The sequence below is a fragment of the Microbacterium sp. genome, assembly GCF_044340635.1.
In the GTDB taxonomy this organism is placed as follows: Bacteria; Actinomycetota; Actinomycetes; order Actinomycetales; family Microbacteriaceae; genus Microbacterium.
In genome coordinates, this window is sequence record NZ_JBIITF010000002.1 from 93,625 (window position 1) to 119,419 (window position 25,795).

Consider the following 25,795-nt stretch of genomic DNA (forward strand, 5'->3'; position numbering starts at 1 on the left):
AGCCTGGCGGCATGTCCGAGCAGCGCAGCGGTCGCCCGCGCGCGTCATCGCGCGAGGTTCTCGCCGAGGCTGCCTGCGAGTTGTTTCTCGAGCAGGGATACGCCGCGACGTCCGTCTCGGACATCACCCGCCGCGCGGGGGTGAGCCGGTCCAGCTTCTTCAATTATTTCCCGTCGAAGGCCGACGTCCTCTGGGGCGGTTTCGACGAGCGGATCGCCGGGCTTGCGGAGCTTCTCGGGGGCTCGGAGGCGGGCGGCACGGTGAACGAAGAGGTGGTGCGCGGTCTGGCAGCCATGGCCGATGGGTTCGCCCCGGACAGCCTCGCGCTCGCCCTCATCAACGCGCAGCAGATGGAACTCGACGACGAGCTCGAGCGTGAAGCATCCCTCCGTCAGTCGCGTATCGCGCGGATCGTGGCGAATCGGATGCATCAGGCCGGTGTCGACGACTTGCGCGCCGCCGTGGTCGGATCGGCGTACGGGGGCGCAGTCATGGCGGCGGTCGAGGAATGGGCGCGGCAGGGCGCGGGACGTGTGCAGCTCGGCGAGGTCGTGGCTCGCGCTCTCGCGGTCGTGGACTTTCGCGCGGACTGAGGTCCGTTCTCGGGAGACATCGTGCGGGATCGGTCCCCGGCATCCGCTCGCGTAAACTCGAACAATCATGGCTACCTTCGGCACCCTCTCCGATCGGCTTACCGATACGTTCCGCAACCTTCGTAAGAAGGGGCAGCTGACTCCTGCGGATGTCGACGGCACCGTTCGCGAGATCCGACGCGCTCTCCTCGAGGCCGACGTCGCGCTCGTCGTGGTCAAGGAGTTCACCGCCAAGGTGCGCGAGCGGGCGCTCGGCGACGAGGTCAATCGCGCGCTGAACCCGGCACAGCAGGTCGTGCAGATCGTCAACGAAGAGTTGATCGCCATCCTCGGCGGACAGCAGCGTCGCCTGCAGTTCGCCAAGACCGCCCCGACCGTCATCATGCTCGCGGGTCTCCAGGGTTCGGGTAAGACGACGTTCGCGGGCAAGCTCGCGAAGATGCTCGAGAAGGATGGCCATACGCCCCTGCTCGTGGCCGCGGACCTCCAGCGCCCCAACGCCGTCAACCAGCTCCAGGTCGTCGCCGGCCAGGCGGGCGCTGCGATCTACGCGCCCGAGCCCGGAAACGGTGTCGGCGACCCCGTGCGCGTCGCGCGCGACGGTGTTGAGACCGCCCGTCGGCAGCAGCACGACGTCGTCATCATCGACACGGCCGGACGCCTCGGTGTCGACGCCGAGATGATGAAGCAGGCCGCCGACATCCGCCGCGGCACGAACCCCGACGAGGTCCTGTTCGTCATCGACGCGATGAGCGGTCAGGACGCCGTCAACACGGCCAAGGCCTTCCAGGAGGGCGTCGACTTCACCGGCGTCGTGCTGTCGAAGCTCGACGGCGACTCGCGCGGTGGTGCCGCGCTGTCCGTCGCATCCGTCACCGGTCGCCCGATCATCTTCGCGTCCACGGGGGAGGGGCTCGACGACCTCGAGGCCTTCCACCCCGACCGCATGGCGAGCCGCATCCTCGACCTGGGTGACATCCTCACCCTCATCGAGCAGGCGCAGGGCGCCTTCGATGAGGAGGAAGCCCGCAAGGTCGCCGAGAAGATCGCGACAGACAGCTTCACGCTCGAGGACTTCCTGCAGCAGATGCAGCAGCTGAAGAAGATGGGCTCGATGAAGAAGATGCTCGGGATGCTCCCGGGTATGGGCGGGATGAAAGAGCAGCTCGAGAACTTCGACGAGCGCGAGATCGACCGCACCGAGGCCATCATCAGGTCGATGACACCGGGTGAGCGTCACAACCCGAAGGTGCTCAACGGCTCGCGGCGTCTGCGCATCGCGCGTGGTTCCGGGATGACGGTGACTGACGTCAACCAGCTCGTGCAGCGGTTCGACCAGGCAGCCAAGATGATGAAGACCGTCGCCCGTGGCGGTACGCCGCAGATTCCGGGCATGGGTCCGATGCCGGGCGCGCGTCCCGGTGCGTCGTCGAAGCGCGGGAAGCAGGCGAAGGCCAAGGGTGGGTCGCGATCGGGCAACCCGGCGAAGCGCGCGGCCGAGTCATCCGGTGTCGTCGCGAAGGCCCCGACGGGTTCGGGCTTCGGGCTCGGCGCGGGCGGGGCGGCGAAGGAGCCCACCGAGGCGGACCTGGCCGAGATCCAGAAGCTCTTCGGCCGCGGCTGAGCGCTCCTTGAGCGGATTCGGCTGCGTTCTCGGCTGAGCGCGCGTTGGTCCCGCCGCGCCGCACCATATCCGCTCCGGCGAACGCCGAAACACCTGTCGTGCGTCGAAACACCCTGTGTCGAGAGGTGTTTCGCCGCACATGGGGTGTTTCGGCGACGTTCGAGGTTTGGGTCAGGCGCCGAGCTTCGCGAGGTGCTCGCGCAGGGTCGGGCCGGCCCGGAATTCGCGGATGAGGTGTTGGACGACCTCACGCAGATCCCCGCCCGCAGCATCCGCGACGAGCAACTGGCGCGAGTAGCTCGCACCACCGGTGAGAATTGCGTCGAGCCCGGCGAACTCGCGCGCGCAGTGCAGCTCTTCGGCAATCGTCTCGAGCCGCTCCATCGTCTCGCGGATGTGGTCGGCGACCGGCACCTGCGTGCCCTGGCGGTCGACGATCACCCGCGCGTCGAGGCCGTACCGGGCGGCTCGCCACTTGTTCTCGCGGACGAACCACGGCTGGATGATCGTCAGGTCGCGGCCCGCGTCGAGCTCGCGCGAGAAGTGCTCGACGAGCGTCTGCACGAGGGCTGCCACCGCCGCGAGCTCGGGCAGCGTCGACATCCCGTCGCACGCACGCACTTCGATCGTGCCCCACTTGGGTGCCGGACGGATGTCCCACCGCACCTCTGTCGCATCCTCCATGACGCCGGTGCCGACCATGTCCGCGAGGTACGACTCGTACTCCGCCCAGTCCGTCAGGGGCCAGGGGAGGCCCGCGGTCGGCAACTGCTGGAAGACGAGGGAGCGGTTGGACGCGTAGCCCGTGCGCTCGCCCGCCCAGAACGGGCTCGATGCCGAGAGCGCCTGCAGATGAGGCAGGTAGACGGCCAAGGCGTTGACGATCGGCAGCACCTTGTCCACATCGTCGACGCCGACGTGCACGTGGATGCCCCAGATCATCATGTTGCGTCCCCACCACTGGGTGCGCTCGATGAGCGTGTTGTACCGGGTCTTGTCGGTCACGCTCTGCTCGTACCACTGGGCGAACGGATGACTGCCCGCACACAGCAACTCGACGCCGAGAGGATTCGTGATCTCGCGCACCGCCGCGATGGCGTCGGCGATGTCGTCGACGGCAGCTTCGACGGTGTCACCGATGCCGCTCGTCACCTCGACGGTGTTGGTGAGCAGCTCCTCGGTGACGGTGTATCGCTCATGTTTGGTGGCCTCGCCGACCGGCCCGGTGACCTCGCTGGCCCGACCGACGAGATCGCCGGAGTCGCCATCGGCGAGCATGATCTCCCACTCGAGTCCGACCGTCGACCGGCCGGAGGACGCGAAGGTCACAGTCATGCGCTCAGTCTGGCACGCAGGATGGATAGCGCCCATGACATCCGGATGGTTCGCGACGCACCCCGTCATCTGGCAGAATGGTGGGTCGGGTGGGCGCTCGACCCTCTATCCAGCGCCCGGTCCCTTTCATTTGAGCTTCCGCCGGGTGTGCACCCCACTCTCCAGGCGATCGGTTCGTCTTTTTCGTAATTCACATTCAGGAGAATCGTGGCTGTCAAAATTCGTCTCAAGCGCATGGGCAAGATCCGCGCGCCGTACTACCGCATCGTTGTCGCCGACTCGCGCACCAAGCGCGACGGCCGTGTCATCGAAGAGATCGGCAAGTATCACCCGACCGAGGAGCCCTCGTTCATCGAGGTCGACTCCGACCGCGCACAGTACTGGCTCGGCGTCGGTGCCCAGCCGACCGAGCAGGTCGCCGCGCTGCTGAAGCTGACGGGCGACTGGGGCAAGTTCAAGGGTGACAAGGACGCGGTTTCGACCGTGCGTGTCGCCGAGCCCAAGAAGCCGTTCGAGGCGGATGCCGCCAAGAAGGCCGTTCTCGTGCCGAAGGCCGAGAAGAAGGCTCCGAAGGCGGACGAGTCGGCCGAGGCCGACGCCCCCGCAGACGCCGACGCGAACGCAGCTGAGTAGTCCGTTGCTTTCCGCCGCACTCGAACACCTGGTGAAGGGCATCGTCGATCACCCCGACGAGGTCCGGATCACGTCCGCAACCTCCCCTCGCGGGGAGGTCCTCGAGGTGCGCGTGCACCCCGACGATCGCGGGCGGGTGATCGGGCGCGGCGGACGCAACGCCAAGGCCCTGCGCACCCTCATCGGCGCTCTCGCGGGAAGCCGACGCGTTCGCGTTGATGTCGCGGACGACTGACGTGGCCGAGAAGGCCACGCCGCCCGAGGGCGCGAAGACGCAACTCCGAGTCGGACGCCTGGTCAAGGCGCACGGCTTGAAGGGTGCGCTCAAGCTCGAGCTGTACACCGACGACCCCGCGGGCCGTTTCGCTCCGGGTTCGACGTTCACCCTGCAGGTGCCGGAGTCATCCGCCTGGCACCGAAAGACACTGACGGTCCGCGAGTTCCGCTGGATGAACACGCACCCCGTCGCCTTCTTCGAGGGCGTCGACGATCGTGATGCCGCGGAAGGTCTGGTCAAGGCGATTCTCTGGATCGACGCGGATGCCACGGCCCAGCCGATCGAAGAGGACGCCTGGTACGACCACCAGCTCGTGGGCCTCGATGTCGTCCGTGATGGCGTGAGCGTCGGCACGATCGTGCGCGTGGATCACATGCCCGCGCAGGACCTGCTGATCATCAAGGCGGGCGAGAACGAGGTCATGGTGCCGTTCGTCGCCGCGATCGTTCCCGAGGTGGATGTCGCGGCGGGTCGCGTCACGGTGACGCCGCCCCCGGGGCTGTTCGAGGACCTCGCCGACGACGCGGACGAGGCTCCGTCGGACGACGCTGGTGCAGCTGAGCCGTCGGCACCGGACGCACAGACCGACTGAGTTCGGGCGCGGCGTCCTTCGGGCCGGATCAGACCCGGTCACGCCACCCGGCGCAACCTCACAATCCCCAAGGCACGGGGGTGAGGACATTGTTACGGCCGTGCAACTGCGCCGACACTCGAGCGTGTAGGTGGCCCTGCTGGAATATCGACACCCCCGACAAAGGAGTGTCATGTCCAAACTGTTTTCGCCCTTCACGCTGAAGGATGTCACGCTGCGCAATCGCATCGCGATGTCCCCGATGACGATGTATCGCTCCACCGACGGCAAGATGGATGACTTCCATGTCATGTATCTGGGAGCTCGCGCGGCCGGCGGCTTCGGGATGGTTTTCCCCGAGCAGGTCGCGATCACGCCTGATGGACGCACAACGACCAGCTGCGCTGGAATCTACGACGACGACCAGATCGAAGGGCACGCGCGCGTGACCCGAATCATCCGCGACATGGGCGCCGTCGCGGCCATTCAGCTGGGTCACACCGGTCGGAAGGGATCGCTCGTGAAGCCCTGGGAGGGCGGACACATGCTCCCGCCCGAGCACGAGCTGGGCTGGCAGACGCGTGGACCGTCGGCCATTCCCTACGGCGACGACATGCCGTACGCTCCGACCGAGCTTTCCCGGGAAGAGATCGCGCAGCTGATGGTGGACTACGCCTCTGCCGCTCGCCGCGCGGTAGACGCCGGATACCAGTGGATCGAGATGCACTACGCCCACGGCTACCTGGGTTCGAGTTTCTTTTCGCCGCTGGCCAACCAGCGGACCGATGAGTACGGCGGCTCGCTCGAGAATCGCGCGCGCTTCCACCTGGAGGCGCTGGACGCGGTGCGCGCCGTCATCCCCGAAGGGATGCCCCTCACCATGCGGCTCGGCGTGGACGACCTCAATGCCGACGGGGTCCAGCTCGAAGAGGCCATCACGGCCGTCGGATGGATGAAGGAACACGGCCTGGATCTCGCCGATCTCAGCCTCGGAATCAACTCCAACCAGATGAGCGAGAACCCCTTCAACCAGCAGGGGTACATGGTCGGTCGGGCAAACCGTGTCCGCGAGGAGGTGGGTATCCCCGTCGCGACGAGCTGGAACCTGGGTGATCCCGCTTTCGCCAACGAGATGATCTCGCGTGAACTGATCGACCTGGTCTATGTCGGACGTCCCGCGCTCGCCAACGCGCACTACCCCGTCTGGGCTGCACGCGAACTCGGACACGAGGACCCCTTCGGGCTCGTTCCCGAGGACTGGGCCTGGTGGCTGCGCAATCTCCGTGCCCACCCCGCATCCATCGGGTGGCCGGAGGTCGCCGAGGGTGACGTCGCCACGCCCTCCCTCTTGAGCGCTATCGCGGATCCCGAACCTGAGCGGCTGATCGCCTGATCGTCGAACCTCGCGTCGGTGGGTAGGCGAACGGGAGCGAGACGATCGTCCCCGCTCCCGCTCCCGCTCCCGTTCGCGTTCGCGTCGTGAGCGATGGGTGAGGCGGCCGATCGTCCCTAGACTCGTCCCTGTGCGCATCGACATCGTGACGATCTTTCCGGCGTTCTTCGAGGTGCTGGACGTCTCGTTGATCGGCAAGGCTCGTGACCGCGGCATCCTGGATCTGCGGGTGCACGACCTGCGGGACTGGACGTCGGACCGGCACCGCACGGTCGACGACACCCCGTACGGGGGCGGCGCGGGCATGGTCATGAAGCCCGAGCCGTGGGGCGATGCGCTGGATGCGACCCTCGCGGAGGATTCGGTTCTGATCGTGCCGTCCCCCGCGGGAGAGCTGTTCTCGCAGGCGCTGGCGAGAGAGCTGGCGGGAGAGGCGCGCCTGGTGTTCGCCTGCGGACGGTATGAGGGCATCGATCAGCGCGTCGTCGACCACTACGCCGAGCGTGGCCGCGTGCGCCTGGTGAGCCTCGGCGACTATGTGCTCAACGGGGGAGAGGTCGCGACGATGGCGATGATCGAGGCGATCTCGCGTCTCGTGCCGGGAGTCGTCGGCAACCCCGAGAGCCTGGTCGAAGAATCCCACGAGGACGGCCTGCTCGAATACCCGAGCTACACCAAGCCTCCGGTCTGGCGGGGCCTGGAGGTGCCGCCCATCCTGTTGAGCGGCAATCATGGCGCGATTGCGGCATGGCGGCGTGAGCAGAGTATCGAACGAACCCGCGAGCACCGGCCGGACCTGCTGCCCGACCTGCCGGCCTGAGCTGCCAGTCCGAGTCGCCGGCGCGAGCCGCGCGCCTGAGCCGCCTCGTTCAGCCGACGGTCGCGACGCTGTCGGCCCGCAGCTGCTCGGCCGCGGCGCGGTAGCGCTCGACGATCAGAGCGGCGATGCGCACATCCGGCGCAAGCGGAGCGGTCACGACATCCGCGCCCGTCCGCCCGATCACGTCGTGGAAGTGGCCGGGCGCGAGGACGTAGCTCGCCGCGATAACCCGTTCCGCTCCCGCCGCGCGGGCTGCCGCGATCGCAGCGGGGATGCGCGGTTCCGCCCCCGCCGCGAACCCGACCGTGACGGGTGTCAGGATGCAGCGCTGCAGGAGCGCCGCCATGCGAGACACGGCCACCGCGGCGGCGGGGTCGCTCGAGCCGGCCGCCGCGAGGACGACCGCGTCACCGCCCTGCAGCGCGGCTTCGGCGAGACGGGACTCCAGGACGAGCGCGAGCAGGTCGTGGGGTCCGAGGGCGGGCGCGGGGATCGCGCGACCCGGATGTGCGGCGACGGCACGCGCGATGTCCACCCGCGTGTGGAACCCGGCCGAGAGGAGGACGGGCACCACCACAGCGGCGCGGTCACCTGTCCTCTCGGCGGTCCCGTCCGAGATAACTCGCGCCACGACGTCGTCGATCGCGGGCTCCTGGACGTCGACGAACGCCTCTTCGACGCGCACGTCCGGCAGCAGGGCGCGGACCTGGTCGAGCTGTGCGGAGATCGCGGCTCGCCCCTCGATGGATCGGGTGCCGTGCGAGCAGGCGATGAGGGTGGGGGTCATGGTCGCTCCTCCACGCTTTCGATCGTGTTGAGGCGGTAGCCGCGCTTCACGACGGTTTTGATCAGGTCCGGTTGCGCGAGAGACTCGCGAACGCGCGCGACGGCCATCTCGACGGCATGGGTGTTGTCGCCCGAGCGGGGCAGCGCGCCCTGCAGGCTCGTCCGAGAGACCACCCCGCCTCTCGCATCAAAAAGCGCCGCGAGGATGGCGATGCCAGCGCGGGAGAGCGGGATCAGGCGTCCGCCCAGCACGGCGCCCGTGCTACGGATCTCGAGGCGGCCGGCGACGGTGTCCAGCCCGACTGAGTGACCACCGCCGAAGTGCGTCACGACAGCGCGGACGAGTGAGCCGAGGCGGCCGCGTTCCGCGACGAGCGGATCGAGGAAGGCGGCCTCGAGCGGTCCCGCGGTGATCGGCCCGACGGCCGCCACGAGCACGCGGCCGCGCCCGACTCGCTCCCGGATGTCATCAAGAACGTCCGCACGCCGCGCGGCCGCCACCCACTCCTGCGCTCCCGGCGCCGAGGTGAAGAGCACCGCGTCGACCTCGCCCACACTCGTCGCGATCACCGACCGCCGGACGACCTCGGGGTCGGGTGGCGGCCCCCACCGGTACATGGTCAGGCTCACGACATCCGCGCCGTGTTCGCCGAAGAGCTCATCGAGGCCGTCCGCGCCCGATCCGTGGTGTTGAACCGCGATCCGCTTGCCGGCCACGCCCTCGGCGAGCAAGAATTCGCCGAGTTCCGTCGAGGTCTCGGACTCGGCCACCCAGTCCGCGGTGAATCCGGCCTGCTGGATCGCCCCGCGTGCCTTGGGCCCGCGCGCGACGATCTGCGCGCCGGCGAGTGCGGGCTGGAGCGCGTCGAGCAAGCCGGCCTCGTCGGCGGCCTCCATCCATCCGCGGAACCCGACGCCCGTCGTGACGACCACGATGTCGGGTGGGCTCTCGACGAGTTCCCGGGTGCGGGCGATGAGTGCTTCGTCGTCGATGTGCGGCACGATCGTCAGTGCCGGCGCGTGACGAACGGTCGCGCCGTGCCGCTCCAGGGCCGCCGCGAGTTCGCCGGAGCGACGATCGACGGCGATGACGATCGTGCAACCGGCGAGCGCGGCGGACAGCGTGGGGCGTTCGGTCACCGGCGTGCGTCACCCGCCAGCACGTGTTCGGGCAGCAACAGGTTCGCGTCGGCGACCCGGCCGATCACGATGACGGCGGGGTTCTGGACTCCGGCGGCCGCGGCATCCTCGACGGCGCTCCCGAGCGTGGTGCGCGTCGTACGCTGGCGCGGGGTGTGACCGCTCTCGATGATCGCGATCGGGCGGTCTGCCGGGGCGCCCGCCTCGAGGGCCGCAGTGACGAGCCGGGGCAGGGCGGCGACGCCCATCAGCACCACCGTCGTGACGGCGGCGTCCCCGATCGCCGCGAGGGTCGCCGAGCTGATCTCGGCCTGCCCGTTCACGACGTGCACCGACGCGGCCGTGCCGCGATGCGTGACCGGGATGCCGGCTGCCGCCGGAACCGAGACGATGCTGGTGAGCCCCGGAACCACCTCGACGGGGACGCCGGCCGCGAGGCACGCCGTGACCTCTTCGCCGCCTCGACCGTAGACGAACGGGTCGCCGCCCTTGAGGCGTACGACGCGCTTGCCCGCGAGCGCGTGCGTCACGAGCAGCGCATTGATCTCGTGCTGTGGCACCGGATGGTGGCCCGGCTGCTTTCCGACGTCGAAGATCTCGACCTCGGGGTCGAGTTCGGAGAGGACATCCGTGGGACCGAGGCGGTCGGCCACGACGACATCCGCTTCCGCCAGCAGGCGGCGGCCGCGGACCGTCATCAGGTCCGCGGGGCCGGGTCCGCCACCGATGAGATCGACGCGACCGGCCGCGCCCGCGCGCCGACGACGGAGCGGGAGGCGACCCTCGCGCAACTGCACGCCGATCGCGTCGCGCAGTTGCGCGGCACGGCGGGGGTCCACGCCGGCATCCGAGACGACTCCGACGACGACGTCCCCGGACCGTGTTTCGGCGGTGAGGCGGGCCGTCCCGTGCGCGCCGTCGGATGCGTTGACGCACAGCACGCGGCGACTCTCGCACGCCGCGGCCAGGTCCGCATCCGCTCTCGGGTCTCCCGTCGCGGTGTGCACGAGCCAAGCCTCGCCGATGTCGGCGACTTTTGCACGCCGGGACGTCCACGAGAGTCCGTGCTCGTCCACCAGCGCCCGCACGTCCTCGCACAGCTCGGGCGCGACGATCCGCACGCGTGCTCCGTCCTCGAGAAGACGACGCAGGCGCCGGGCGGTCACCGCGCCCCCGCCCACCATCAGCACATCGCGTCCGGCCAACGAGACACCGAGCATCGTGGTCATGCGTTTCCCTCCAGACGGATGAAGACATCGCCGTCACGAACGGCGGCGGGCCAGACCTGTAGCGACGCCGGCTCCTTGCCCTGCGTGTCGAGGCAGACGCCGGTGCGGAGGTCGAAGACCTGCTTGTACATCGGCGAGGCCACGGTCGGTGCTCCCTGGCGGGTGCCGACGATGCCGCGCGACATGACGTGGGCGCCGCTGTACGGGTCGCGGTTCGACACGGCATACACGCGACCCTCGTGGGTGAGGAACAGGGCGAATTGGACGCCGTCGACGAGGGCCGCTCGACCGCGTTCGGTCTCCAGCGCGTCGAGCGGGCAGATCCGGACCCACGTCGTCTCGGGGGAGCCGGGCTCGGTCGATGGGACATCGGCCCCGCTGAACTCGGTCGTCCGGGCTGGGGTGATCCCGGTTTCGCCGATGGTCATCGGCGCACCTCCAGCGTCGTTCCGGCGATCAGCACGCGCCCGCCATCCTTCTCTTCGGCCGTCGCGGGCCGCGGCTGTCGGCGTTCCACGGTGTAGGCGAGGGACGGATCCGGGGTGGTCGGCGCATTCACGAACGACGCGAAGCGGCTGAGCTTCTCGGGATCTTCGAGCGTGGCTTTCCACTCGTCCGCGTAGTTCGCGACGTGGGCGGCCATCGCCGCATCCAGGTCAGCGCAGATGCCCAGGCTGTCATCGAAGATCACGCGACGGAGCTCGTCGATTCCGCCCTCGAGGTCCTGGAACCACGGCGCGGTTCTCTGCAGACGGTCGGCCGTGAAGATGTAGTACATCAAGAACCGGTCGATCGCGGTGAGCAGCTCGTCGTCGCTGAGCCCCTCGGCGAACAGCACGGCGTGCCGCGGCGTGAAGCCCCCGTTGCCACCCACGTACATGTTCCACCCGGCCTCGGTCGCGATCACCCCCACGTCCTTACCGCGGGCCTCGGCACACTCGCGCGCGCAGCCCGACACACCGAGCTTGATCTTGTGGGGGGAACGCAGCCCGCGATAGCGCAGTTCGAGGTGCACGGCCATCCCGACGGCATCCTGGACGCCGTATCGGCACCAGGTGGATCCGACGCACGACTTGACCGTGCGCAGCGACTTGCCGTACGCGTGACCCGATTCGAAACCCGCGTCGACGAGACGCCGCCAGATGTCGGGGAGCTGCTCGAGCCGTGCCCCGAACATATCTATGCGTTGCCCGCCGGTGATCTTCGTGTAGAGGCCGAAGTCCTGGGCGACCTGGCCGATCACGAGAAGGCCTTCGGGCGTGATCTCGCCGCCGGGGATACGGGGAACGACCGAGTAGCTGCCGTCCTTCTGCAGGTTGGCCATGACGTGGTCGTTGGTGTCCTGCAGCGTCGCGTTCTCGCCGTCGAGGACGTGCGCTCCGACGAGGGTCGACAGGATGCTCGCGAGTGCCGGCTTGCAGATGTCGCATCCGCGTCCCGACCCGAAGCGCTCGATGACGGCGCTGAACGTGCGAAGCCCCGAGACCCGTACGGCGTCGAACAGCTGCCGCCGCGACAGCTCGAAGTGCTCGCACAGGGCGGTGCTGAGTGTTGCGCCCGTCTTGATCAGCTCGGCGCCGACGATCTTCTTGATCATCGAGACGCACGATCCGCACGCGGCTCCCGCCTTGGTGCAGGCCTTGACGGCGGCAACATCCTGGCATCCCTCTTCGCCGACGGCGTGACGGATGGCGCCTGCCGTGACGCTGTTGCACGAGCACACGAGCGCGCCGTCCGGCAGCTCGGCCGTCGGCGCGGCGACCCCGTCGGCCGGCATCAGGTACGCGGCGGGGTCGCCGCCGAGCGGGCCACCGACGAGGGGACGAAGCGAGCCATAGGCCGACGCGTCACCGACGAGGATGCCGCCGAGCAGGGTCTTCGCGTCGTCCGACAGCACGAGCTTCTTGTAGACACCGGTGATGGGATCGGCGTAGACGACATCGAGGGCACCGGGCGTCGTGGCGAACGCGTCGCCGAAGCTCGCGACATCCACCCCGCTCAGCTTCAACTTGGTCGACAGGTCGTAGCCGGGGAAGGATGCTTCGCCGCCGAGCAGTCGGCTCGCGGCGACCTCCGCCATCGCGTAGCCGGGGGCGACCAGGCCGACGCACGCGCCGTCGTAGTTGGCGACCTCGCCGATCGCGAGGATACGCGGGTCGCTGGTCGCGCATCCGTCGTCGATCACTACGCCGCCGCGCTCGTGCACCTGCAGGCCGGCCGCGTGCGCCAGCTCGTCGCGCGGGCGCACACCGACGGTGAAGATCACGACGTCGGTGCTCTCGCCGGTGCCGTCGCGGAACGCGATCGCGTTCACGTGGCCGTCGGAACCGCTGTCGATCCGCATCGTGAGGGAATCGGTTCGGACCCGGATGCCGCGGGCCTCGATGAGTCGGCGCAGGGCGTTGCCACCGCTGAGGTCGAGCTGGGCCGACATCAAGCGGTCCGAGGACTGCACAACGGTGCACTCGACGCCGAGTTCCTGCAGGGCGCCGGCGGCCTCGAGACCGAGCAGCCCACCGCCGATCACCGTGCCGGTGAGCGCGCGGCCGAGTTCGGCGCTGCGACGCTCCACGAAGGCGCGTAGCCCTGAGACGTCGTCGAGGGTCCGGTACACGAAGCATCCCTCGGTCTCGCCACCGTCGACGGCGGGGCGCGCGGCGAACGAACCGGTAGCGAGCACCAGACGGTCCCAGCCGATGTCCTCGCCGCTGGCGGCGGTGACGTTCGCCCTCTCGAGATCGATGCGCGCCACCCTGTCGCCCGCGACGAACCGGACGCGTTCATCGGCGAGCACCGATCGTTCCAGGCTCAGGGCATCCGCGTCCGCTCCAGAGAAGTACCCCGTCAGCCCGACCCGGTCATACGGATGCCGTCCCTCGTCGCCGACGACCGTCACGCGCCACTCGGCGCCGGCTCGGCTCAAGAGACTCTCGACGAATCGGTGCGCCACCATCCCCGCACCCACGACGACGACGTGTTGACCCGTCGTCGCGTTGCTCATGTCGTCACGGTACGTCGGTGATGTTGCCGCGTCATCAGCGGAGTGTTTCGTGGCGTCGACAGTATGCGACAACCGGGCGGATGGCGTCCGATCGCTGGCCGGGCGTTCTGCGTCCTGGGTCATGACGTCTCCTGCGGTCGGCGGGTGCGGCTGTCCGTCGAGGCTAAAGGCGCGGTGTTTCGACCCGTCGCGGGCTTCGATTACCCGCAGCGAACGTTTCGCTCACTCGCGGTGCACGCGGATTGTGAGATCGATGTGGGTGACCGTGCGAACGATGTCGGACTGGTGCCGATCAGAGCCCTTCGATGCCTCTCCCGATGAGGAGGAACCCGAACACGACCAGGAGCAGCGTCATGATCGCGGAGTTGTGGAGTGTGAGCCAGTCGCGCAGGCGGACCAGCACCGCCGCCATGCGCTTTGGTGCGACGGTCGACGCGAGAACAATGGCGAGGACCGCCGCCGCGGCGAGAACCACGTAGACGAGGCCCGCCGCCACGGCCGGGCCGCCGATCAGTCCCGCGGCGCCGATCGAGATACCGGCCGCGACACCGAGCAGGGCGTTCTTCGGGTTCGCCGCCGAGAGGAGCAGGCCGAGCCCCACGGCGCGCGCGGGCGAGGCGGACATCAAACCCGACATCCAAGCGGGGAGCTCAGGCTCCGCTCGGCGATTCTTGACGAACTTTCGCACGGCCATGAGCAGCAGGACGATGCCGAAGACGAGGCGCGCCCACGAGGCGATCGCCGTTGTGCCCTCGGCATCCGCGCTTCTCAGAAAACCCGCCGCGAAAGCACCGATCGCGACGACGAGCCCGCACCCGAGGATCCACCCCGCGGCGAAGGCCGATCCGCTCGCGCGTGGGCGCGGAGACATCATGATGAGGACGACGGCGATCAGGGGAATCGGGCTGAGCCCCGCGGCGACCGCGAGAGGCAGGATGTCGCCGATGACCTCGTTCATATGCCGATCCTGGCAGAGCACGTGCAGGCGGTGCCGACATAGTTCGTTACGCGCCGTTCATCTGTCGCGACGCTCCTCGCGCAAGAATCGACCGGGGCCCGATGTCCGGGCGCGAAGGGACACGTATGCGCCGCGCGAAGATCGTTGCCACCCTGGGGCCTGCCTCGTCGTCCTATGAGGTGATCGAGGGGCTCGTGCGAGCGGGGATGGACGTTGCCCGGCTGAATCTCAGCCATGGCGCATATGAGCAACACGAACAGACGTACGCGAACGTACGTCGTGCGGCGGACAGCACGGGCCGAGCGGTCGGGATCCTGGTCGATCTGCAGGGTCCGAAGATCCGCCTCGGACGGTTTGCGGATGGACCCCACGTGCTCGGGGCCGGTGACATCTTCACGATCACGACGGAGGATGTCGTGGGTACCCGCGAGATCGTGGGCACGACATTCGCGCCTCTCGCCCGGGACGTGAAGGTCGGCGATTCGATCTTGATCGATGACGGCAAAGTGCGGCTACGGGTGCTCGAGACCGACGGCGTGAGCGTCCGGACCGAGGTGGTGGTCGGGGGAGCGGTCTCGAACAACAAGGGCCTGAACTTACCCGGGGTCGACGTGAAGGTTCCGGCGCTCAGCGAGAAGGATGAGGCCGATCTGCGCTGGGCGCTGGCGCTCGGCGCCGACATGATCGCGCTGTCGTTCGTGCGTTCAGCCAAGGACGCGCATCCCGTTCGTCGCGTGATGGCAGAAGAGGGCCGGTTCGTGCCCGTCATCGCGAAGATCGAGAAGCCCGAGGCCGTCGCCGTGCTGCACGAGATCGTCGACGCGTTCGACGGCGTGATGGTCGCGCGCGGCGACCTCGGTGTCGAGCTGCCGCTCGAGCAGGTCCCGATCGTGCAGAAGCGCGCGGTCGAGGATGCGCGGCGCTGGGCGAAGCCGGTGATCGTCGCGACGCAGATGCTCGAGTCGATGATCGAGAACGCGGTGCCCACGCGTGCCGAGACATCCGATGTCGCGAACGCGATCCTGGATGGCGCGGATGCCGTGATGCTCTCGGGCGAGACGGGGGTCGGGGCTCACCCGATCACCGTGGTCGAGACGATGGCGCGCATCATCGCCTCGACCGAGGAGCAGGGCCTCGACCGCATCGTCCCCCTCGGGACCCGGCCCCGCACGCAGGGTGGAGCCCTGACCCTGGCGGCGGCGAGCATCGCGGACTTCGTCGACGCGAAGTACGTCTGCGTCTTCAGCCAGTCGGGGGATTCGGCGAGGCGGATGGCTCGGCTGCGCTTCCGTCTGCCGACCCTGGCCTTCACCGATCTCGCGACCACGCGGTCGCGCCTCGCGCTGTCGTGGGGCGTCGAGACGTTCCTCGTGCCGCGGGTTCCGACGACGGATGAGCTGATGCGGCTCGTCGACGAGGTCCTGTTACAGACGGGACGTGCGGTGCCGGGGGACCGGGTGATCGTCACGGCCGGTGCCCCTCCGGGGGTTCCCGGCTCGACGAACAACGTGCGGGTGCACCGCGTCGGCGACGGAGTAGGTGCCGATATCGCGAGCGAGCTGGCGGGACGCGCCCGAAGTTAGCGCACGCCGAGGAACGACCGGTCGGTCAGCACGATCGGTCCGTCCGCGGTGATCGCGATGGTGTGCTCGGCATGAGCGCCGCGCGAACCATCCGCGCTGCGGAGCGTCCAACCATCCGGATCCGTGATCAGCTCGTCGGTCGTCTGCAAGAACCAGGGCTCCAGCGCCACCACCAGGCCCGCGCGCAGCGGGTAGCCGCGACCGGCCTTGCCGTCGTTCGGGATGTGCGGGTCGCCGTGCATGATGCGCCCGACGCCGTGGCCACCGAAGTCCGTATTGATCGAGTAGCCCTCGCCGTGCGCGACACCGGCGATGGCAGCGGAGATATCACCGATCTTGTGGCCGACGGTCGCGCTCGCGATTGCAGCATCCAGGGCGCGCTCAGCCGTGTCGATCAGGCGCAGGTCCTCGTCCCGCGGTGTGCCGACGACGAACGACACCGCCGAGTCCGCGACCCAGCCATCGACCGCCACCGCGAAATCCAGCGATACCAGGTCGCCGTCGCGAAGGACGTAATCGTGGGGGAGTCCGTGCAGCACGGCATCGTTGATCGACGTGCAGATCACCTTGCCGAAGGGACTCGCGCCGAACGAGGGGTGGTAGTCGATGTAGCAGGACTCGGCTCCGGCACGCCGGATCAGGTCGTGCGCGCGCCGGTCGATCGCGAGCAGGTTGGTACCGACCGTCGTCTCGTCGCGCAGCGTCGCCAACGTTTCGGCGACGAAACGCCCGACGGGACGCATCGCTTCGATCTCGGCGGGTGTGCGCAGTTCGATCATTGTGTTCCTCTCCTGCCTTCCTTTCCATTGTGGCTGACTCACGCGACGTATCTTCCCGGTGGCGCTGGGAGGTTGCCCAGCGCAGTCGCCATGGCGCCCTCTGGCGACCCGTCGAGGCGTACCATCGTTCACATGTGGCTGCGGCGTGCTTTCTTCCACTGGCTGATCCCAGCCGCATTTTTGCTGCCCATTTGGCTGCTGGTCGGCTGGGGCGTTTTCCAGGGCGGCGCGGGGGCTTTCCTCTGGGTCCTCTTCATCGCCGTTCCGTCCGTCTTCCTCGGCCAGCTGCTCCTGACGCTTCTGGTCCGCGCTCGTCCGACCGTGCGGGCCCAACGGGCCGTTTCGTGGTGGGATGTCGCGGGTTTCGCGCTCTGGCATGCACTCACGGTCGCGGTCGGCTTCTTCGGGTCATGGTTCGCCGCGCTCCTCGTGGGCGCGATCGTCGTGGCCGTGGCGCTTTTCTGGTTGAGCCTCTGGCAGCTGTGGAGCGAAGCGCGCTCGGGAACAGGCCGAATCGTGTTGCGCTACTCGACCGCATCCGGCGGGGCCACCTCGGAGGACAACACATTCGACGGTGTGCGCGCGGCGCGCGAGTCGCACAGCCTCGACGGCGACGTGATCGTCCTCTCCGAGACCTCCCAGCCCGGAGATGGTCGCGTCTCGCACTGACGCGGTTTGGTGGCCCCGGTCATTCGTGGCAGAATAGGCGTTTGTGCCGCGACCGGCTCTGCCACAGGGGAGTCCAAGGATCGAACTGATCCCGCATCGCACGACATCCATCCTTTTCACACTTTCACCCGCGCCCGACCCGTGGCGGACGCAGAGAGATAGATCATGCGGATCCTCGACGCCGTTGATGCAGCATCGCTGCGCACAGACATTCCCGAGTTCGGACCCGGCGACACCGTCAAGGTGCACGTCAACATCACCGAAGGCACGCGCTCGCGTATCCAGGTCTTCCAGGGCTTCGTGCTCGGTCGCTCGGGCGATGGCGTGCGCGAGACCTTCACGGTCCGCAAGATCAGCTTCCAGGTCGGCGTGGAGCGTACCTTCCCGGTGCACAGCCCGGTGATCGACCACATCGAGGTCGTCACCCGCGGTGACGTCCGTCGCGCGAAGCTCTACTACATGCGGAACCTCCGCGGCAAGAAGGCGAAGATCAAGGAGAAGCGCGACAACTGAGTCGCCTTATCCGACGAGACCCCGTGGCCTACGCCACGGGGTCTCGTCGTTTTCCGAGCCCCCGATCGATCTTCGGATGTGTGCGTGCCCGGCGTCTGCATAGGTCGGGATGTGCGACGCTTGATGAACGGGCGCACGATACTTGCGAGCCGTGAAGGACGAGACCGTGAGCAGCCCCGCAACAGATACCCCTGAGACTCCGTCGCGAGCGCGCAGCCGTCGCCGCGGCGCGTTGGCGCTGCTGCGCGACATCCTCGTGATCGTCCTCGTGGCGGTCCTCGTCTCGTTCCTCGTCAAGACTTTTCTGGTGCGCTCGTTCTACATCCCCTCCGGGTCGATGGAGAACACGCTTCTGGTGAATGACCGCATCCTGGTCGACGAGATCACGCCGCGTTTCGGCGGCTACGAACGCGGCGATGTCGTCGTGTTCCGCGACCCGGGCGGGTGGCTGCCGCCCTCGACCCAGCCCGAGCGTGCGCCGGTCGTGGAGGCATGGGAGTGGGTCCTCTCGCTGGTGGGACTGGCCGCTCCCGATAGCGAGGATCACCTGATCAAGCGGGTCATCGGTCTTCCGGGAGATCACGTCCAGTGCTGCAATGCGCTCGGCCAGATCACGGTCAACGGTGTGCCGGTCGATGAGTCCTCGTACCTGTCCCTGCCCCCGGGTGAGACCGCCGCATCCGCCGACGCGTTCGACGTCGTCGTGCCCGCGAACAGCCTGTGGGTGCTCGGCGATAACCGGTACCGCTCGAAGGACTCGCGCTACAACCAGGATCAACCCGGGAAGGGTTTCGTCCCGCTCGATAACGTCGTGGGACGCGCCTTCCTCGTCACCTTCCCCTTCTCGCGGTTCGGCACGATCGACTTCCACCACGGGGTGTTCGCGGGCGTGCCAGAACCCGAGGGTGCCGCGGGGGCTCTCGCGCGATGACCGTCATCGAGCCGCGTCTGACGCTCGAGCGTCGGCTGCTGCGCGAACGGCCGATCGTGATCGCATGCGACGAGGTCGGGCGCGGAGCTCTCGCCGGCCCGGTAGCCGTGGGAGCGACGGCGGTCGACGCTGGACGCGCACGTAAGCGGGTCCCGCAGGGTCTGCGCGACTCGAAACTGGTTCCCGAGGCGCGCAGAGCGGATGTGGCAGCTCGGGCGGCCGATTGGGTGCGTGCGAGCGGGGTCGGGTGGGCCTCCGCGGCAGAGGTCGACGAGGTCGGGATCATGCGTGCCCTCGGGCTGGCGGCCATCCGTGCCCTCGCCGATCTGCGTGCCCACGGCATTGCGCTCGAAGAGGGGATCGTCATCCTCGACGGCAACTACGACTACATCACGGCGGCGGGGGCGACGGGCCTGACGGTGCAACCCGTCATCAAGGCCGACCGAGACTGCGCGAGTGCGGCCGCCGCATCCGTCATCGCGAAGGTCGCGCGTGACGCCGTGATGACGGGGCTGCACGACGATCTGCCCGCGTATCAGTGGGCGCGAAACAAGGGCTATGCGAGCGCCGAGCACCGGCTCGCGATCGACGAACACGGGCTGAGCCCGCACCACCGGGCGTCGTGGGCGATTGCGCCCGCCACACTTTTCTGACTCTGATACGGAGCCCGTGCGGCCTGTTCGGGGCAGAGCGGGTAACTAGGATGGAAGCATCATGGATGACGATGTCTTCGAGGACTATGACCGCGAACTCGAGCTTGCTCTCTTTCGCGAGTATCGCGACGTCGTTTCGCAGTTCCAGTACGTGATCGAGACCGAGCGTCGCTTCTACTTGGCGAACGAGGTCAATGTCGTCCGCCGCGACACCGAGCACGACTTCTACTTCGAGATCACGATGAACGACGTGTGGGTGTGGGACATCTACCGCGCCGACCGCTTTGTGAAATCGGTGCGCGTGCTGACGTTCAAGGACGTCAACGTCGAGGAGCTTTCGCGTCGTGACTTCGAGTTGCCTCAGGAGCTCTCGCTCGACGGGGAGTAGCGCTCAGCCCTCCACATCGACGTGAATCCCGGGTGTTCCCCGGATTGGCCGTCGGCGCCCTACTGGCGGTCTGCGCGCTGCGAGGGTTGACCCGCATCGACCGTCGGTCGGGCGGGAGGGCGGCCGATGGCGCAGAAAGACGAGCGCGGGCGAGCGGGAGAGCAGCGGGCTGCCGAGTATCTGGAGCGCCTCGGCTACACCGTGCTTGACCGCAATTGGCGCTGTGATCAGGGCGAGCTCGACATCGTCGCGCGCCAGGGCGATGATCTCGTCTTCATCGAGGTCAAGACGCGTCGTGGCACGGGCTACGGGCATCCGTTCGAGGCGATCACGCCGGAGAAGTTCGCGCGCCTGCATCGCCTCGCGATCGCGTGGATCATCGCCCACCCGGGTTCCGGGTGGGAACGTAGCATCCGGATCGACGCGATCGGCATCGTCGGCGACGATCCCGCGACGGGAACGCTGGAGCACCTCGAGGCGCTCCGATGACCATCGCGCGCACGTGGTGCGTGGCCCTGAGCGGAATCGACGGTTCGCTCGTCGAGGTCGAGGCGGACCTGTCCAGCCAGCTACCTGAGTTCCGCCTCATCGGATTACCCGACAAGGCGCTCGGTGAGGCGCAGTTGCGGGTTCGAAACGCCACGGCCAATTGCGGGATGCCCCTGCCCGCCCGCCGGCTGACGGTGAACCTGTCGCCCGCCAGCCTTCCCAAACACGGATCCGGTTTCGACGTTGCGATCGCGGTCGCCGCGCTGGCCACCGCTGGCGGGTTCGATGCTTCGTCACTAGCCGAGACGGTGCATCTCGGTGAGCTGGGGCTCGACGGTCGTCTGCGTCCCGTTCCCGGGATTCTGCCGGCGGTGCTGGCGGCGGCGCGGGCGGGCATCCGGCGTGTGGTCGTGCCCCATGCGAACGCCGACGAGGCGCGGCTGATCGACGGTGTCGAGGTGCTCGGGGCGGTCTCGCTCGCCGACGTGGTTCGACTGCACGGGGTCGAGGCCCCCGAGTTGGATCTCGAGCCGGTGCCACGCACGGCGATGCCGGACGCGCTGAATCGTCCGCCTGAGCTCGCCGAGGTGGTCGGCCAACGCGAGGCGGTCGAGGCTGTGATCGCTGCCGCGGCCGGTGGCCACCATCTCTTGATGTCGGGTCCGCCGGGCGCCGGCAAGACGATGATCGCCGAGCGCCTGCCGGGCATCCTTCCTCCCCTCGCCGACGATGAGGCTCTCGAGGCCGCGGCGTTGCGATCGCTTTCCGGAGAGGCCGTCGATGCGCTCAGCCGCACACCTCCCCTTGAAGCGCCGCACCACAGTGCCTCGATGGCTGCGCTGGTGGGCGGCGGGAGCCGACTCGTCCGCCCCGGGGCGATCGCGCGCGCTTCGGGCGGAGTCCTCTTCCTGGACGAAGCGGGCGAATTCCCGGCATCCGTTCTGGATGCGTTGCGTCTGCCGCTCGAGAAGGGGGAGATCACGATTCACCGCTCCGGGGTGTCCGCCACGTTCCCCGCGCGGTTTCAGCTGGTGCTGGCGACCAACCCCTGCCCGTGCGGAAATCACGGCGTTCCCGGCGGCTCCTGCACGTGCCCGCCTCAGGCGATCCGTCGGTATGTCGGACGCCTTTCCGGCCCGCTGCTGGATCGCGTAGACATCCGATTCGGGCTCATGCGCGTCTCGCGGGTTCCGGGCGTCGCCGAATCCGACACGATCACGACAGCGGTGGCGCGGGAGCGAGTAGCCGGCGCCCGGGACCGCGCCCGGCGACGACTGAGTGGTACGCCCTGGCAGACGAACGCCCAAGCGGCCGGAGCATGGCTGCGTCAGGGACCCGTCGCCCTGGCGCCCGAATTGCGTCGTCCTCTCGACACGGCCCTGCAACGCGGAGCGCTGACTCTGCGCGGCTACGACCGTACGCTCCGCGTCGCGTGGACCCTTGCGGACCTCGGCGGGCGGGACCGACCCGCGCTCGAGGACATCGGGCGGGCCCTGTTCCTGCGCAAAGGGGTGCAGGCGTGAACCCCGAATTGCCTGACCGCGTGGAGGACCGGCGTGCTCAGCTCGCGGGGATCGTTCCCGCCAATCTGAAGGACGCAGATGTTTCGGATGCCTGGGCGCGGGCGATCTGGAGTCTCATTTCGGAACCGGGCGACGGTGTCGCGGGCCACCTGGTCGCGGCGCTCGGCGCTGAGGAGGCGTTGCGGGAGATCCGCTCCCAGGCGTCCGCTCGGAGGGGACCGCGCTCGTTGGCGCTGACGGCGGGACTCAAACGGTGGTTGCCTCGTTTGAACGACATCGCCGTAGAAGGCATGTTCAGGACGGCCCGGTTTGCCCGCCTACGACTCGTGACCCCGGAGAATGCCGACTGGCCGCGTGGGCTGACAGATCTCGGTGCGCACGCCCCCTTGGTGCTGTGGGTGCGCGGCGCTGGTGTCGCGTTGTCGTCGGGCGGTCCGCGTGTGGCGCTCGTGGGGGCGCGAGCATCCAGCGCGTACGGCGAGCTCGTTGCGGCCGATCTTGCCGCTGATCTGGTCGACCGCGGTGTGTGTGTTGTGTCCGGTGCCGCGTTTGGGATCGATGGTGCCGCGCATCGCGCGGCTCTCGGCATGGGCGGGGCGACGGTCGCCGTCCTGGCGGGCGGGGTCGACCGCCCGTACCCCTCGAGGCACTCCGAGCTGATCGCTCGAATCGCAGACCACGGCGCGGTGATCGGGGAGGTCGCACCCGGAGGCGCCCCGACCAAATCGCGGTTTCTCGAGCGGAACAGGGTCATCGCCGCGATGTCCGACGCGACGGTCGTGGTCGAGGCAGGCTGGCGGAGCGGATCGCTCAACACGGCGGGGCATGCCGCAGCCCTCGGCCGGCCCCTGGGCGCGGTGCCGGGTCCGATCACCTCCGCCACCTCCGCGGGCTGCCATCGCATGCTGCGGGAGTTCGACGCGACCTGTGTGACGTCCGCCGCCGACATCATCGAGTTGACCGGATGGGAAACGCAGCCGACGCGACGCGCGGCGGCGGATGGGGAAGACGAACGGGCTATCGCAGGCGAGACGACCCGGACGAATGAACCCAGGCGCGCCGATTCGTCCATGGACGCGAACACGAGCGTGCTCAATGCGCTGGGCGCCCGTGCGCGCAGATCGAGTGATGAGATCGCGCGTCGAGCGGGGCTGGTCACCGCGCAGGTGGAGGCGCAACTCGGCCTGTTCGAGCTCGAGGGGCTCGTCGTGCGAGAGGACGGCGGCTGGCGGCGCGCCGCCGCGCGACCGGAGCGGGGATGAGCGCATGCTGGGATCGTGGACTGGCACGAGGCATCCGAGGCGTTCGAAACGCATCTCAGGACCGTGCGCCGCCTCTCGCCCGCGACGACCCGTGCGTACCGTTCCGACCTCCGAGACCTGATCGAGGTCGCCCTGCTGACCGGTGTGCGAACGCCCGCCGAGGCAGACCTCGAACTGCTCCGTGAGTGGCAGGGGCAGGCGAGCGAACGCGGTGACGCGCGAGCGACCCTTGCACGCCGAACCGCGGCCATCCGGTCGTTCTTCGCGTGGACCCTCGAAATGGGCATCGTGACGCAGGATCCGAGCTTGCGGCTCGTCGCCCCGAAGCGCGGACGGACGCTGCCGACCGTCGCGACAGCCCCGGCGGTGGCCGAGATGCTCGACGGGCTCGACTCCCTCGCCGAGGGCGGCGACCCGCTCCCGCTGCGAGATCGGGCGATGCTCGAACTGCTCTACGGCGCGGGCGTCCGCGTGTCCGAGTTGTGCGGGCTCGACGTCGGCGACCTCGACCTCGATCGTGGCACGGCGCGCGTGCTCGGCAAGGGCTCGAAGGAGCGCGTCGTGCCGTTCGGTGCTCCCGCGCGACGCGCGATAGGTGCCTACCTCACGCGGGGACGCCCCGAACTCTTCGTGGAACGCTCGGGCGACGGCGCGGCCTCGGGGGGAGGCCCCGAGACACGGGGGAGCGGCAGTGCGCTGTTCCTCGGCTCGCGCGGGGGCAGGATCTCGCCGCGCGCCGTCTACGCCGTCGTCTCACACCGGCTAGCACCGGCGCTCGGCGTCGAGCACGTCGGCCCGCACGCGCTACGGCACTCGGCCGCGACCCATTTGCTCGACGGCGGCGCCGACCTGCGGACGGTGCAGGAGATCCTCGGGCACGCGAGTCTTGGCACGACCCAGATCTACACGCACGTCTCGAGCGAGCGGCTCCGCGCCGCCTATCGTCTGGCGCATCCACGGGCCTGAAGGGTGCGCCGGCGGGACGGCGGGAGGATCGCTCAGCGGCCCCCGTACGGAAGGAGCACCGCTCGGGGCATCGCACCCAACAGCACGAGCGGATTGATGTACTCGCCGTTCAGCCGCGCACCCCAGTGGAGTCGCCCGGGTTCTGCATGGCCACCTGAACCGAGCGTCGCGATCAGCTGTCCCCGTTGAACCCGGTCGCCTGCTCCGACGAGCGGATCCACCGGTTCGAGCGTGGAGACGATGCCACCAGCGTGCGAGATCGTGATCACGGAGCGGTCCGCGACGCGCCCTGCAAAGGCAACGACACCACCCGCCGGGGCACGGACGGAATGCTCGCCCGCTACGGCGATGTCGACACCGCGGTGACCTGCGCCATACGGGTTCGGAGGCGCGACGAATGCTCGCGAGACACGGACCGGCGCCCGTACCGGCCACTGAAACTCTGAGGCGCTGTCCGGCCCCGTGCTGTCCGTCGACGCGGGAACCATGGATCCAGACCCGAAAAGACGGTGTTCCGGTGCGACGCGCTCCACAGCCTGCGCCGGATAGGTCGCCCAGGTCAGTGTCACGAGTAGGGAAAGTGCGCCAGCAACTCTCACCATCGTCGACCCCGTGCGCGACCGAGCTGACTCATCCATCCGCCGAGCCTGCCAGCGTGGTGGAAGGGATCGGACGGGCGCTGCCCGGGCCGGGGTGATTCGGTCCCACCGAACATTGTGGAGGAGCGACTGCGCCGAATCCCGGCGGAACCAGCCGCCGCGGGCGTCTCAGGGGATCAGAGGAATAGGCGCCGGTGCCGGACGCTACCACCCAGACGGCCCACGCGAGCGCCGAGGTGTCGAGCCGCCACCACCAGGTCGATTCGATTTCGCGCGGTCACGAGCAACTGGAGGCTGCGACCCCACCGAAGCGCTGCGCGAAGCTGGCCCGACGCCTGCCAACCGCGCTCGTGGTACCGGCGATAGAGCGCTACCTGTCCGGCGCCCCATCCGCGACTCTGCCGGAACGCGTCTCGCACCCCGAGCCGCAGACGATAGTTGAGTGTCGCCTCTGGGACGTACCGGAACGTCGCACCCGCGTCCAATTGCGCTCGCCAGCAGAGGTCCGTGTCCTCGGTCGTGAGCAGCGAGTCGTCGAACCCGCCGACTCTGTCGAACGTCTCTCGTCGAACGCCGAGTGCACCACCGAAAGTCCATGGAAGGAAGCCGAAGTGACTCATCGGCCCCGACTCATGCAGCCCCTGCCAGTCCTTGACGAGATCCGCCGGGTTGAGCATGTCGAGCCGGATCCGCGGGGATACCAGGTCCGCTTCGTCGAGCGCCGCCGCCATCGCGAGGACGTAGTTCGGCGAGACCACGTCGTCGTCGTCGAGAAACAGAAGTCCGGGTGAACTGCTGTGTCGCGCGCCGACGTTGCGTGCGTAACCCGGGCTGCGAACCGTGCTGTCCTCGATCAGTGTCAGATTCGGCAGGCGTTCCCGAAACTCATCGATACGGACCGAAAGCGCGCCGGGAGTACCGTTGTTGACCACAATCACTTCCCGGGGCGCATGCTCCTGCGCAGCGAGGGACGCGAGCTGATCGACGAGCCAAGGACCCCCGAGGGTCGCTATGACGACAGTGCACTCCAAAATTCCTCCTGGAAATCCAGCGTAGGACCCATTCACCGACGTGCAAGCC

The 25,795-nt window shown here is 68.6% G+C and carries 27 protein-coding genes; 17 read left to right on the plus strand and 10 right to left on the minus strand.

What is annotated here, in order from left to right; all coding sequences use genetic code 11:
• Nucleotides 1-11: 11 nt before the first annotated feature.
• Both ACIQ0W_RS02200 and ffh read left to right on the plus strand, forming a co-directional pair.
• Complete coding sequence (locus ACIQ0W_RS02200) at nt 12-593, plus strand: TetR/AcrR family transcriptional regulator (protein WP_396641242.1); 582 nt, start codon at nt 12-14, stop codon at nt 591-593.
• 67 nt (nt 594-660) lie between these two features.
• Nucleotides 661-2,217, plus strand: coding sequence for a signal recognition particle protein (gene ffh, locus ACIQ0W_RS02205; protein ID WP_396641243.1), 1,557 nt, complete (start codon nt 661-663; stop codon nt 2,215-2,217).
• Between the two features lie 171 nt (nt 2,218-2,388).
• Here ffh and ACIQ0W_RS02210 read toward each other — a convergent pair whose 3' ends face one another.
• Nucleotides 2,389-3,552, minus strand: a complete 1,164-nt coding sequence (locus ACIQ0W_RS02210; protein ID WP_396641244.1) for a glutamate--cysteine ligase — start codon at nt 3,550-3,552, stop codon at nt 2,389-2,391.
• A 207-nt stretch (nt 3,553-3,759) separates the two neighbouring features.
• Between ACIQ0W_RS02210 and rpsP the strand changes: the two genes are divergently transcribed.
• From rpsP to trmD, 5 genes are all read left to right on the plus strand, one after another.
• Nucleotides 3,760-4,185 (plus strand): 30S ribosomal protein S16, encoded by a 426-nt coding sequence (gene rpsP, locus ACIQ0W_RS02215; RefSeq protein WP_100813897.1) that lies wholly within the window; start codon nt 3,760-3,762, stop codon nt 4,183-4,185.
• Nucleotides 4,186-4,189: 4 nt separating this feature from the next.
• A complete protein-coding gene (locus tag ACIQ0W_RS02220; protein WP_036296939.1) occupies nt 4,190-4,420 on the plus strand; it encodes an RNA-binding protein in 231 nt (76 codons plus the stop codon).
• The gene (gene rimM, locus ACIQ0W_RS02225; RefSeq protein ID WP_396641245.1) at nt 4,404-5,054 is read left to right on the plus strand and encodes a ribosome maturation factor RimM; all 651 of its coding nucleotides are present in this window, start codon (nt 4,404-4,406) and stop codon (nt 5,052-5,054) included. Before ACIQ0W_RS02220 ends, rimM begins: the two co-directional genes overlap by 17 nt.
• A 172-nt stretch (nt 5,055-5,226) precedes the next feature.
• On the plus strand, nt 5,227-6,426 hold the full coding sequence (locus ACIQ0W_RS02230; protein ID WP_304689010.1) for an NADH:flavin oxidoreductase/NADH oxidase: 1,200 nt from the start codon (nt 5,227-5,229) through the stop codon (nt 6,424-6,426).
• A gap of 130 nt (nt 6,427-6,556) precedes the next feature.
• Complete coding sequence (gene trmD / locus ACIQ0W_RS02235) at nt 6,557-7,246, plus strand: tRNA (guanosine(37)-N1)-methyltransferase TrmD (protein WP_304689011.1); 690 nt, start codon at nt 6,557-6,559, stop codon at nt 7,244-7,246.
• 49 nt (nt 7,247-7,295) lie between these two features.
• Here the strand turns inward: trmD and ACIQ0W_RS02240 are convergent, their stop codons facing one another.
• The 6 genes from ACIQ0W_RS02240 to ACIQ0W_RS02265 form a co-directional block, all read right to left on the minus strand.
• On the minus strand, nt 7,296-8,033 hold the full coding sequence (locus tag ACIQ0W_RS02240; protein WP_304689012.1) for a sirohydrochlorin chelatase: 738 nt from the start codon (nt 8,031-8,033) through the stop codon (nt 7,296-7,298).
• Nucleotides 8,030-9,172: a uroporphyrinogen-III synthase gene (locus ACIQ0W_RS02245; RefSeq protein ID WP_396641246.1), complete on the minus strand. Its 1,143-nt coding sequence runs from the start codon at nt 9,170-9,172 to the stop codon at nt 8,030-8,032. Before ACIQ0W_RS02245 ends, ACIQ0W_RS02240 begins: the two co-directional genes overlap by 4 nt.
• A complete protein-coding gene (cobA, locus tag ACIQ0W_RS02250; RefSeq protein WP_304689014.1) occupies nt 9,169-10,401 on the minus strand; it encodes a uroporphyrinogen-III C-methyltransferase in 1,233 nt (410 codons plus the stop codon). Before cobA ends, ACIQ0W_RS02245 begins: the two co-directional genes overlap by 4 nt.
• Complete coding sequence (nirD, locus tag ACIQ0W_RS02255; RefSeq protein ID WP_396641247.1) at nt 10,398-10,829, minus strand: nitrite reductase small subunit NirD; 432 nt, start codon at nt 10,827-10,829, stop codon at nt 10,398-10,400. The genes cobA and nirD overlap by 4 nt, the downstream gene beginning before the upstream one ends.
• Nucleotides 10,826-13,402 (minus strand): nitrite reductase large subunit NirB, encoded by a 2,577-nt coding sequence (gene nirB, locus ACIQ0W_RS02260; protein ID WP_304689017.1) that lies wholly within the window; start codon nt 13,400-13,402, stop codon nt 10,826-10,828. Before nirB ends, nirD begins: the two co-directional genes overlap by 4 nt.
• Nucleotides 13,403-13,694: 292 nt before the next feature.
• The gene (locus tag ACIQ0W_RS02265) at nt 13,695-14,360 is read right to left on the minus strand and encodes a GAP family protein (RefSeq protein ID WP_304689018.1); all 666 of its coding nucleotides are present in this window, start codon (nt 14,358-14,360) and stop codon (nt 13,695-13,697) included.
• Nucleotides 14,361-14,485: 125 nt separating this feature from the next.
• Here ACIQ0W_RS02265 and pyk point away from each other — a divergent pair, with 125 nt between their 5' ends.
• Complete coding sequence (gene pyk, locus ACIQ0W_RS02270) at nt 14,486-15,943, plus strand: pyruvate kinase (RefSeq protein WP_396641248.1); 1,458 nt, start codon at nt 14,486-14,488, stop codon at nt 15,941-15,943.
• Here the strand turns inward: pyk and map are convergent.
• Complete coding sequence (gene map, locus ACIQ0W_RS02275; protein WP_396641249.1) at nt 15,940-16,722, minus strand: type I methionyl aminopeptidase; 783 nt, start codon at nt 16,720-16,722, stop codon at nt 15,940-15,942. The two genes, pyk and map, sit on opposite strands and share 4 nt — an antisense overlap.
• A gap of 132 nt (nt 16,723-16,854) precedes the next feature.
• On the opposite strand from map, the gene ACIQ0W_RS02280 reads away from it, so the two are divergent.
• The 9 genes from ACIQ0W_RS02280 (at nt 16,855) to ACIQ0W_RS02320 (ending at nt 24,116) form a co-directional block, all read left to right on the plus strand.
• On the plus strand, nt 16,855-17,391 hold the full coding sequence (locus tag ACIQ0W_RS02280) for an MFS transporter permease (RefSeq protein ID WP_396641250.1): 537 nt from the start codon (nt 16,855-16,857) through the stop codon (nt 17,389-17,391).
• 165 nt (nt 17,392-17,556) lie between these two features.
• Entirely contained in the window at nt 17,557-17,904 is a 348-nt protein-coding gene (gene rplS, locus ACIQ0W_RS02285; protein WP_396641251.1) for a 50S ribosomal protein L19, read from the plus strand.
• A 166-nt stretch (nt 17,905-18,070) separates the two neighbouring features.
• Entirely contained in the window at nt 18,071-18,835 is a 765-nt protein-coding gene (gene lepB / locus ACIQ0W_RS02290; RefSeq protein ID WP_396641252.1) for a signal peptidase I, read from the plus strand.
• Nucleotides 18,832-19,488, plus strand: coding sequence for a ribonuclease HII (locus ACIQ0W_RS02295; RefSeq protein WP_396641253.1), 657 nt, complete (start codon nt 18,832-18,834; stop codon nt 19,486-19,488). The genes lepB and ACIQ0W_RS02295 overlap by 4 nt, the downstream gene beginning before the upstream one ends.
• Nucleotides 19,489-19,549: 61 nt before the next feature.
• Nucleotides 19,550-19,876: a DUF2469 family protein gene (locus ACIQ0W_RS02300; RefSeq protein ID WP_036296353.1), complete on the plus strand. Its 327-nt coding sequence runs from the start codon at nt 19,550-19,552 to the stop codon at nt 19,874-19,876.
• A 126-nt stretch (nt 19,877-20,002) separates the two neighbouring features.
• Entirely contained in the window at nt 20,003-20,365 is a 363-nt protein-coding gene (locus ACIQ0W_RS02305) for a YraN family protein (RefSeq protein ID WP_396641254.1), read from the plus strand.
• Nucleotides 20,362-21,888, plus strand: coding sequence for a YifB family Mg chelatase-like AAA ATPase (locus ACIQ0W_RS02310; protein WP_396641255.1), 1,527 nt, complete (start codon nt 20,362-20,364; stop codon nt 21,886-21,888). Before ACIQ0W_RS02305 ends, ACIQ0W_RS02310 begins: the two co-directional genes overlap by 4 nt.
• Nucleotides 21,885-23,150, plus strand: coding sequence for a DNA-processing protein DprA (gene dprA / locus ACIQ0W_RS02315; protein ID WP_396641256.1), 1,266 nt, complete (start codon nt 21,885-21,887; stop codon nt 23,148-23,150). The genes ACIQ0W_RS02310 and dprA overlap by 4 nt, the downstream gene beginning before the upstream one ends.
• Before the next feature lie 15 nt (nt 23,151-23,165).
• Nucleotides 23,166-24,116: a tyrosine recombinase XerC gene (locus ACIQ0W_RS02320; protein WP_396641257.1), complete on the plus strand. Its 951-nt coding sequence runs from the start codon at nt 23,166-23,168 to the stop codon at nt 24,114-24,116.
• A gap of 32 nt (nt 24,117-24,148) precedes the next feature.
• Here the strand turns inward: ACIQ0W_RS02320 and ACIQ0W_RS02325 are convergent, their stop codons facing one another.
• Both ACIQ0W_RS02325 and ACIQ0W_RS02330 read right to left on the minus strand, forming a co-directional pair.
• Complete coding sequence (locus tag ACIQ0W_RS02325) at nt 24,149-24,754, minus strand: murein hydrolase activator EnvC family protein (RefSeq protein ID WP_396641258.1); 606 nt, start codon at nt 24,752-24,754, stop codon at nt 24,149-24,151.
• Nucleotides 24,755-24,891: 137 nt separating this feature from the next.
• Complete coding sequence (locus tag ACIQ0W_RS02330; protein WP_396641259.1) at nt 24,892-25,782, minus strand: glycosyltransferase family 2 protein; 891 nt, start codon at nt 25,780-25,782, stop codon at nt 24,892-24,894.
• Nucleotides 25,783-25,795 lie beyond the last annotated feature (13 nt).

What these genes read in the sequence shown, in the direction of transcription:
- ACIQ0W_RS02280 (WP_396641250.1), top strand. Translation starts at nt 16,855, where the DNA reads ATGTGGCTGCGGCGTGCTTTCTTCCACTGGCTGATCCCAGCCGCATTT.
- ACIQ0W_RS02265 (WP_304689018.1), bottom strand. Translation starts at nt 14,360, where the DNA reads ATGAACGAGGTCATCGGCGACATCCTGCCTCTCGCGGTCGCCGCGGGG.
- rimM (WP_396641245.1), top strand. Translation starts at nt 4,404, where the DNA reads ATGTCGCGGACGACTGACGTGGCCGAGAAGGCCACGCCGCCCGAGGGC.
- ACIQ0W_RS02310 (WP_396641255.1), top strand. Translation starts at nt 20,362, where the DNA reads ATGACCATCGCGCGCACGTGGTGCGTGGCCCTGAGCGGAATCGACGGT.
- map (WP_396641249.1), bottom strand. Translation starts at nt 16,722, where the DNA reads ATGATCGAACTGCGCACACCCGCCGAGATCGAAGCGATGCGTCCCGTC.
- nirB (WP_304689017.1), bottom strand. Translation starts at nt 13,402, where the DNA reads ATGAGCAACGCGACGACGGGTCAACACGTCGTCGTCGTGGGTGCGGGG.
- pyk (WP_396641248.1), top strand. Translation starts at nt 14,486, where the DNA reads ATGCGCCGCGCGAAGATCGTTGCCACCCTGGGGCCTGCCTCGTCGTCC.
- ACIQ0W_RS02325 (WP_396641258.1), bottom strand. Translation starts at nt 24,754, where the DNA reads ATGGATGAGTCAGCTCGGTCGCGCACGGGGTCGACGATGGTGAGAGTT.
- ACIQ0W_RS02305 (WP_396641254.1), top strand. Translation starts at nt 20,003, where the DNA reads ATGGCGCAGAAAGACGAGCGCGGGCGAGCGGGAGAGCAGCGGGCTGCC.
- ACIQ0W_RS02230 (WP_304689010.1), top strand. Translation starts at nt 5,227, where the DNA reads ATGTCCAAACTGTTTTCGCCCTTCACGCTGAAGGATGTCACGCTGCGC.
- nirD (WP_396641247.1), bottom strand. Translation starts at nt 10,829, where the DNA reads ATGACCATCGGCGAAACCGGGATCACCCCAGCCCGGACGACCGAGTTC.
- cobA (WP_304689014.1), bottom strand. Translation starts at nt 10,401, where the DNA reads ATGACCACGATGCTCGGTGTCTCGTTGGCCGGACGCGATGTGCTGATG.
- ACIQ0W_RS02210 (WP_396641244.1), bottom strand. Translation starts at nt 3,552, where the DNA reads ATGACTGTGACCTTCGCGTCCTCCGGCCGGTCGACGGTCGGACTCGAG.
- ffh (WP_396641243.1), top strand. Translation starts at nt 661, where the DNA reads ATGGCTACCTTCGGCACCCTCTCCGATCGGCTTACCGATACGTTCCGC.
- rplS (WP_396641251.1), top strand. Translation starts at nt 17,557, where the DNA reads ATGCGGATCCTCGACGCCGTTGATGCAGCATCGCTGCGCACAGACATT.
- ACIQ0W_RS02200 (WP_396641242.1), top strand. Translation starts at nt 12, where the DNA reads ATGTCCGAGCAGCGCAGCGGTCGCCCGCGCGCGTCATCGCGCGAGGTT.
- ACIQ0W_RS02295 (WP_396641253.1), top strand. Translation starts at nt 18,832, where the DNA reads ATGACCGTCATCGAGCCGCGTCTGACGCTCGAGCGTCGGCTGCTGCGC.
- ACIQ0W_RS02240 (WP_304689012.1), bottom strand. Translation starts at nt 8,033, where the DNA reads ATGACCCCCACCCTCATCGCCTGCTCGCACGGCACCCGATCCATCGAG.
- ACIQ0W_RS02300 (WP_036296353.1), top strand. Translation starts at nt 19,550, where the DNA reads ATGGATGACGATGTCTTCGAGGACTATGACCGCGAACTCGAGCTTGCT.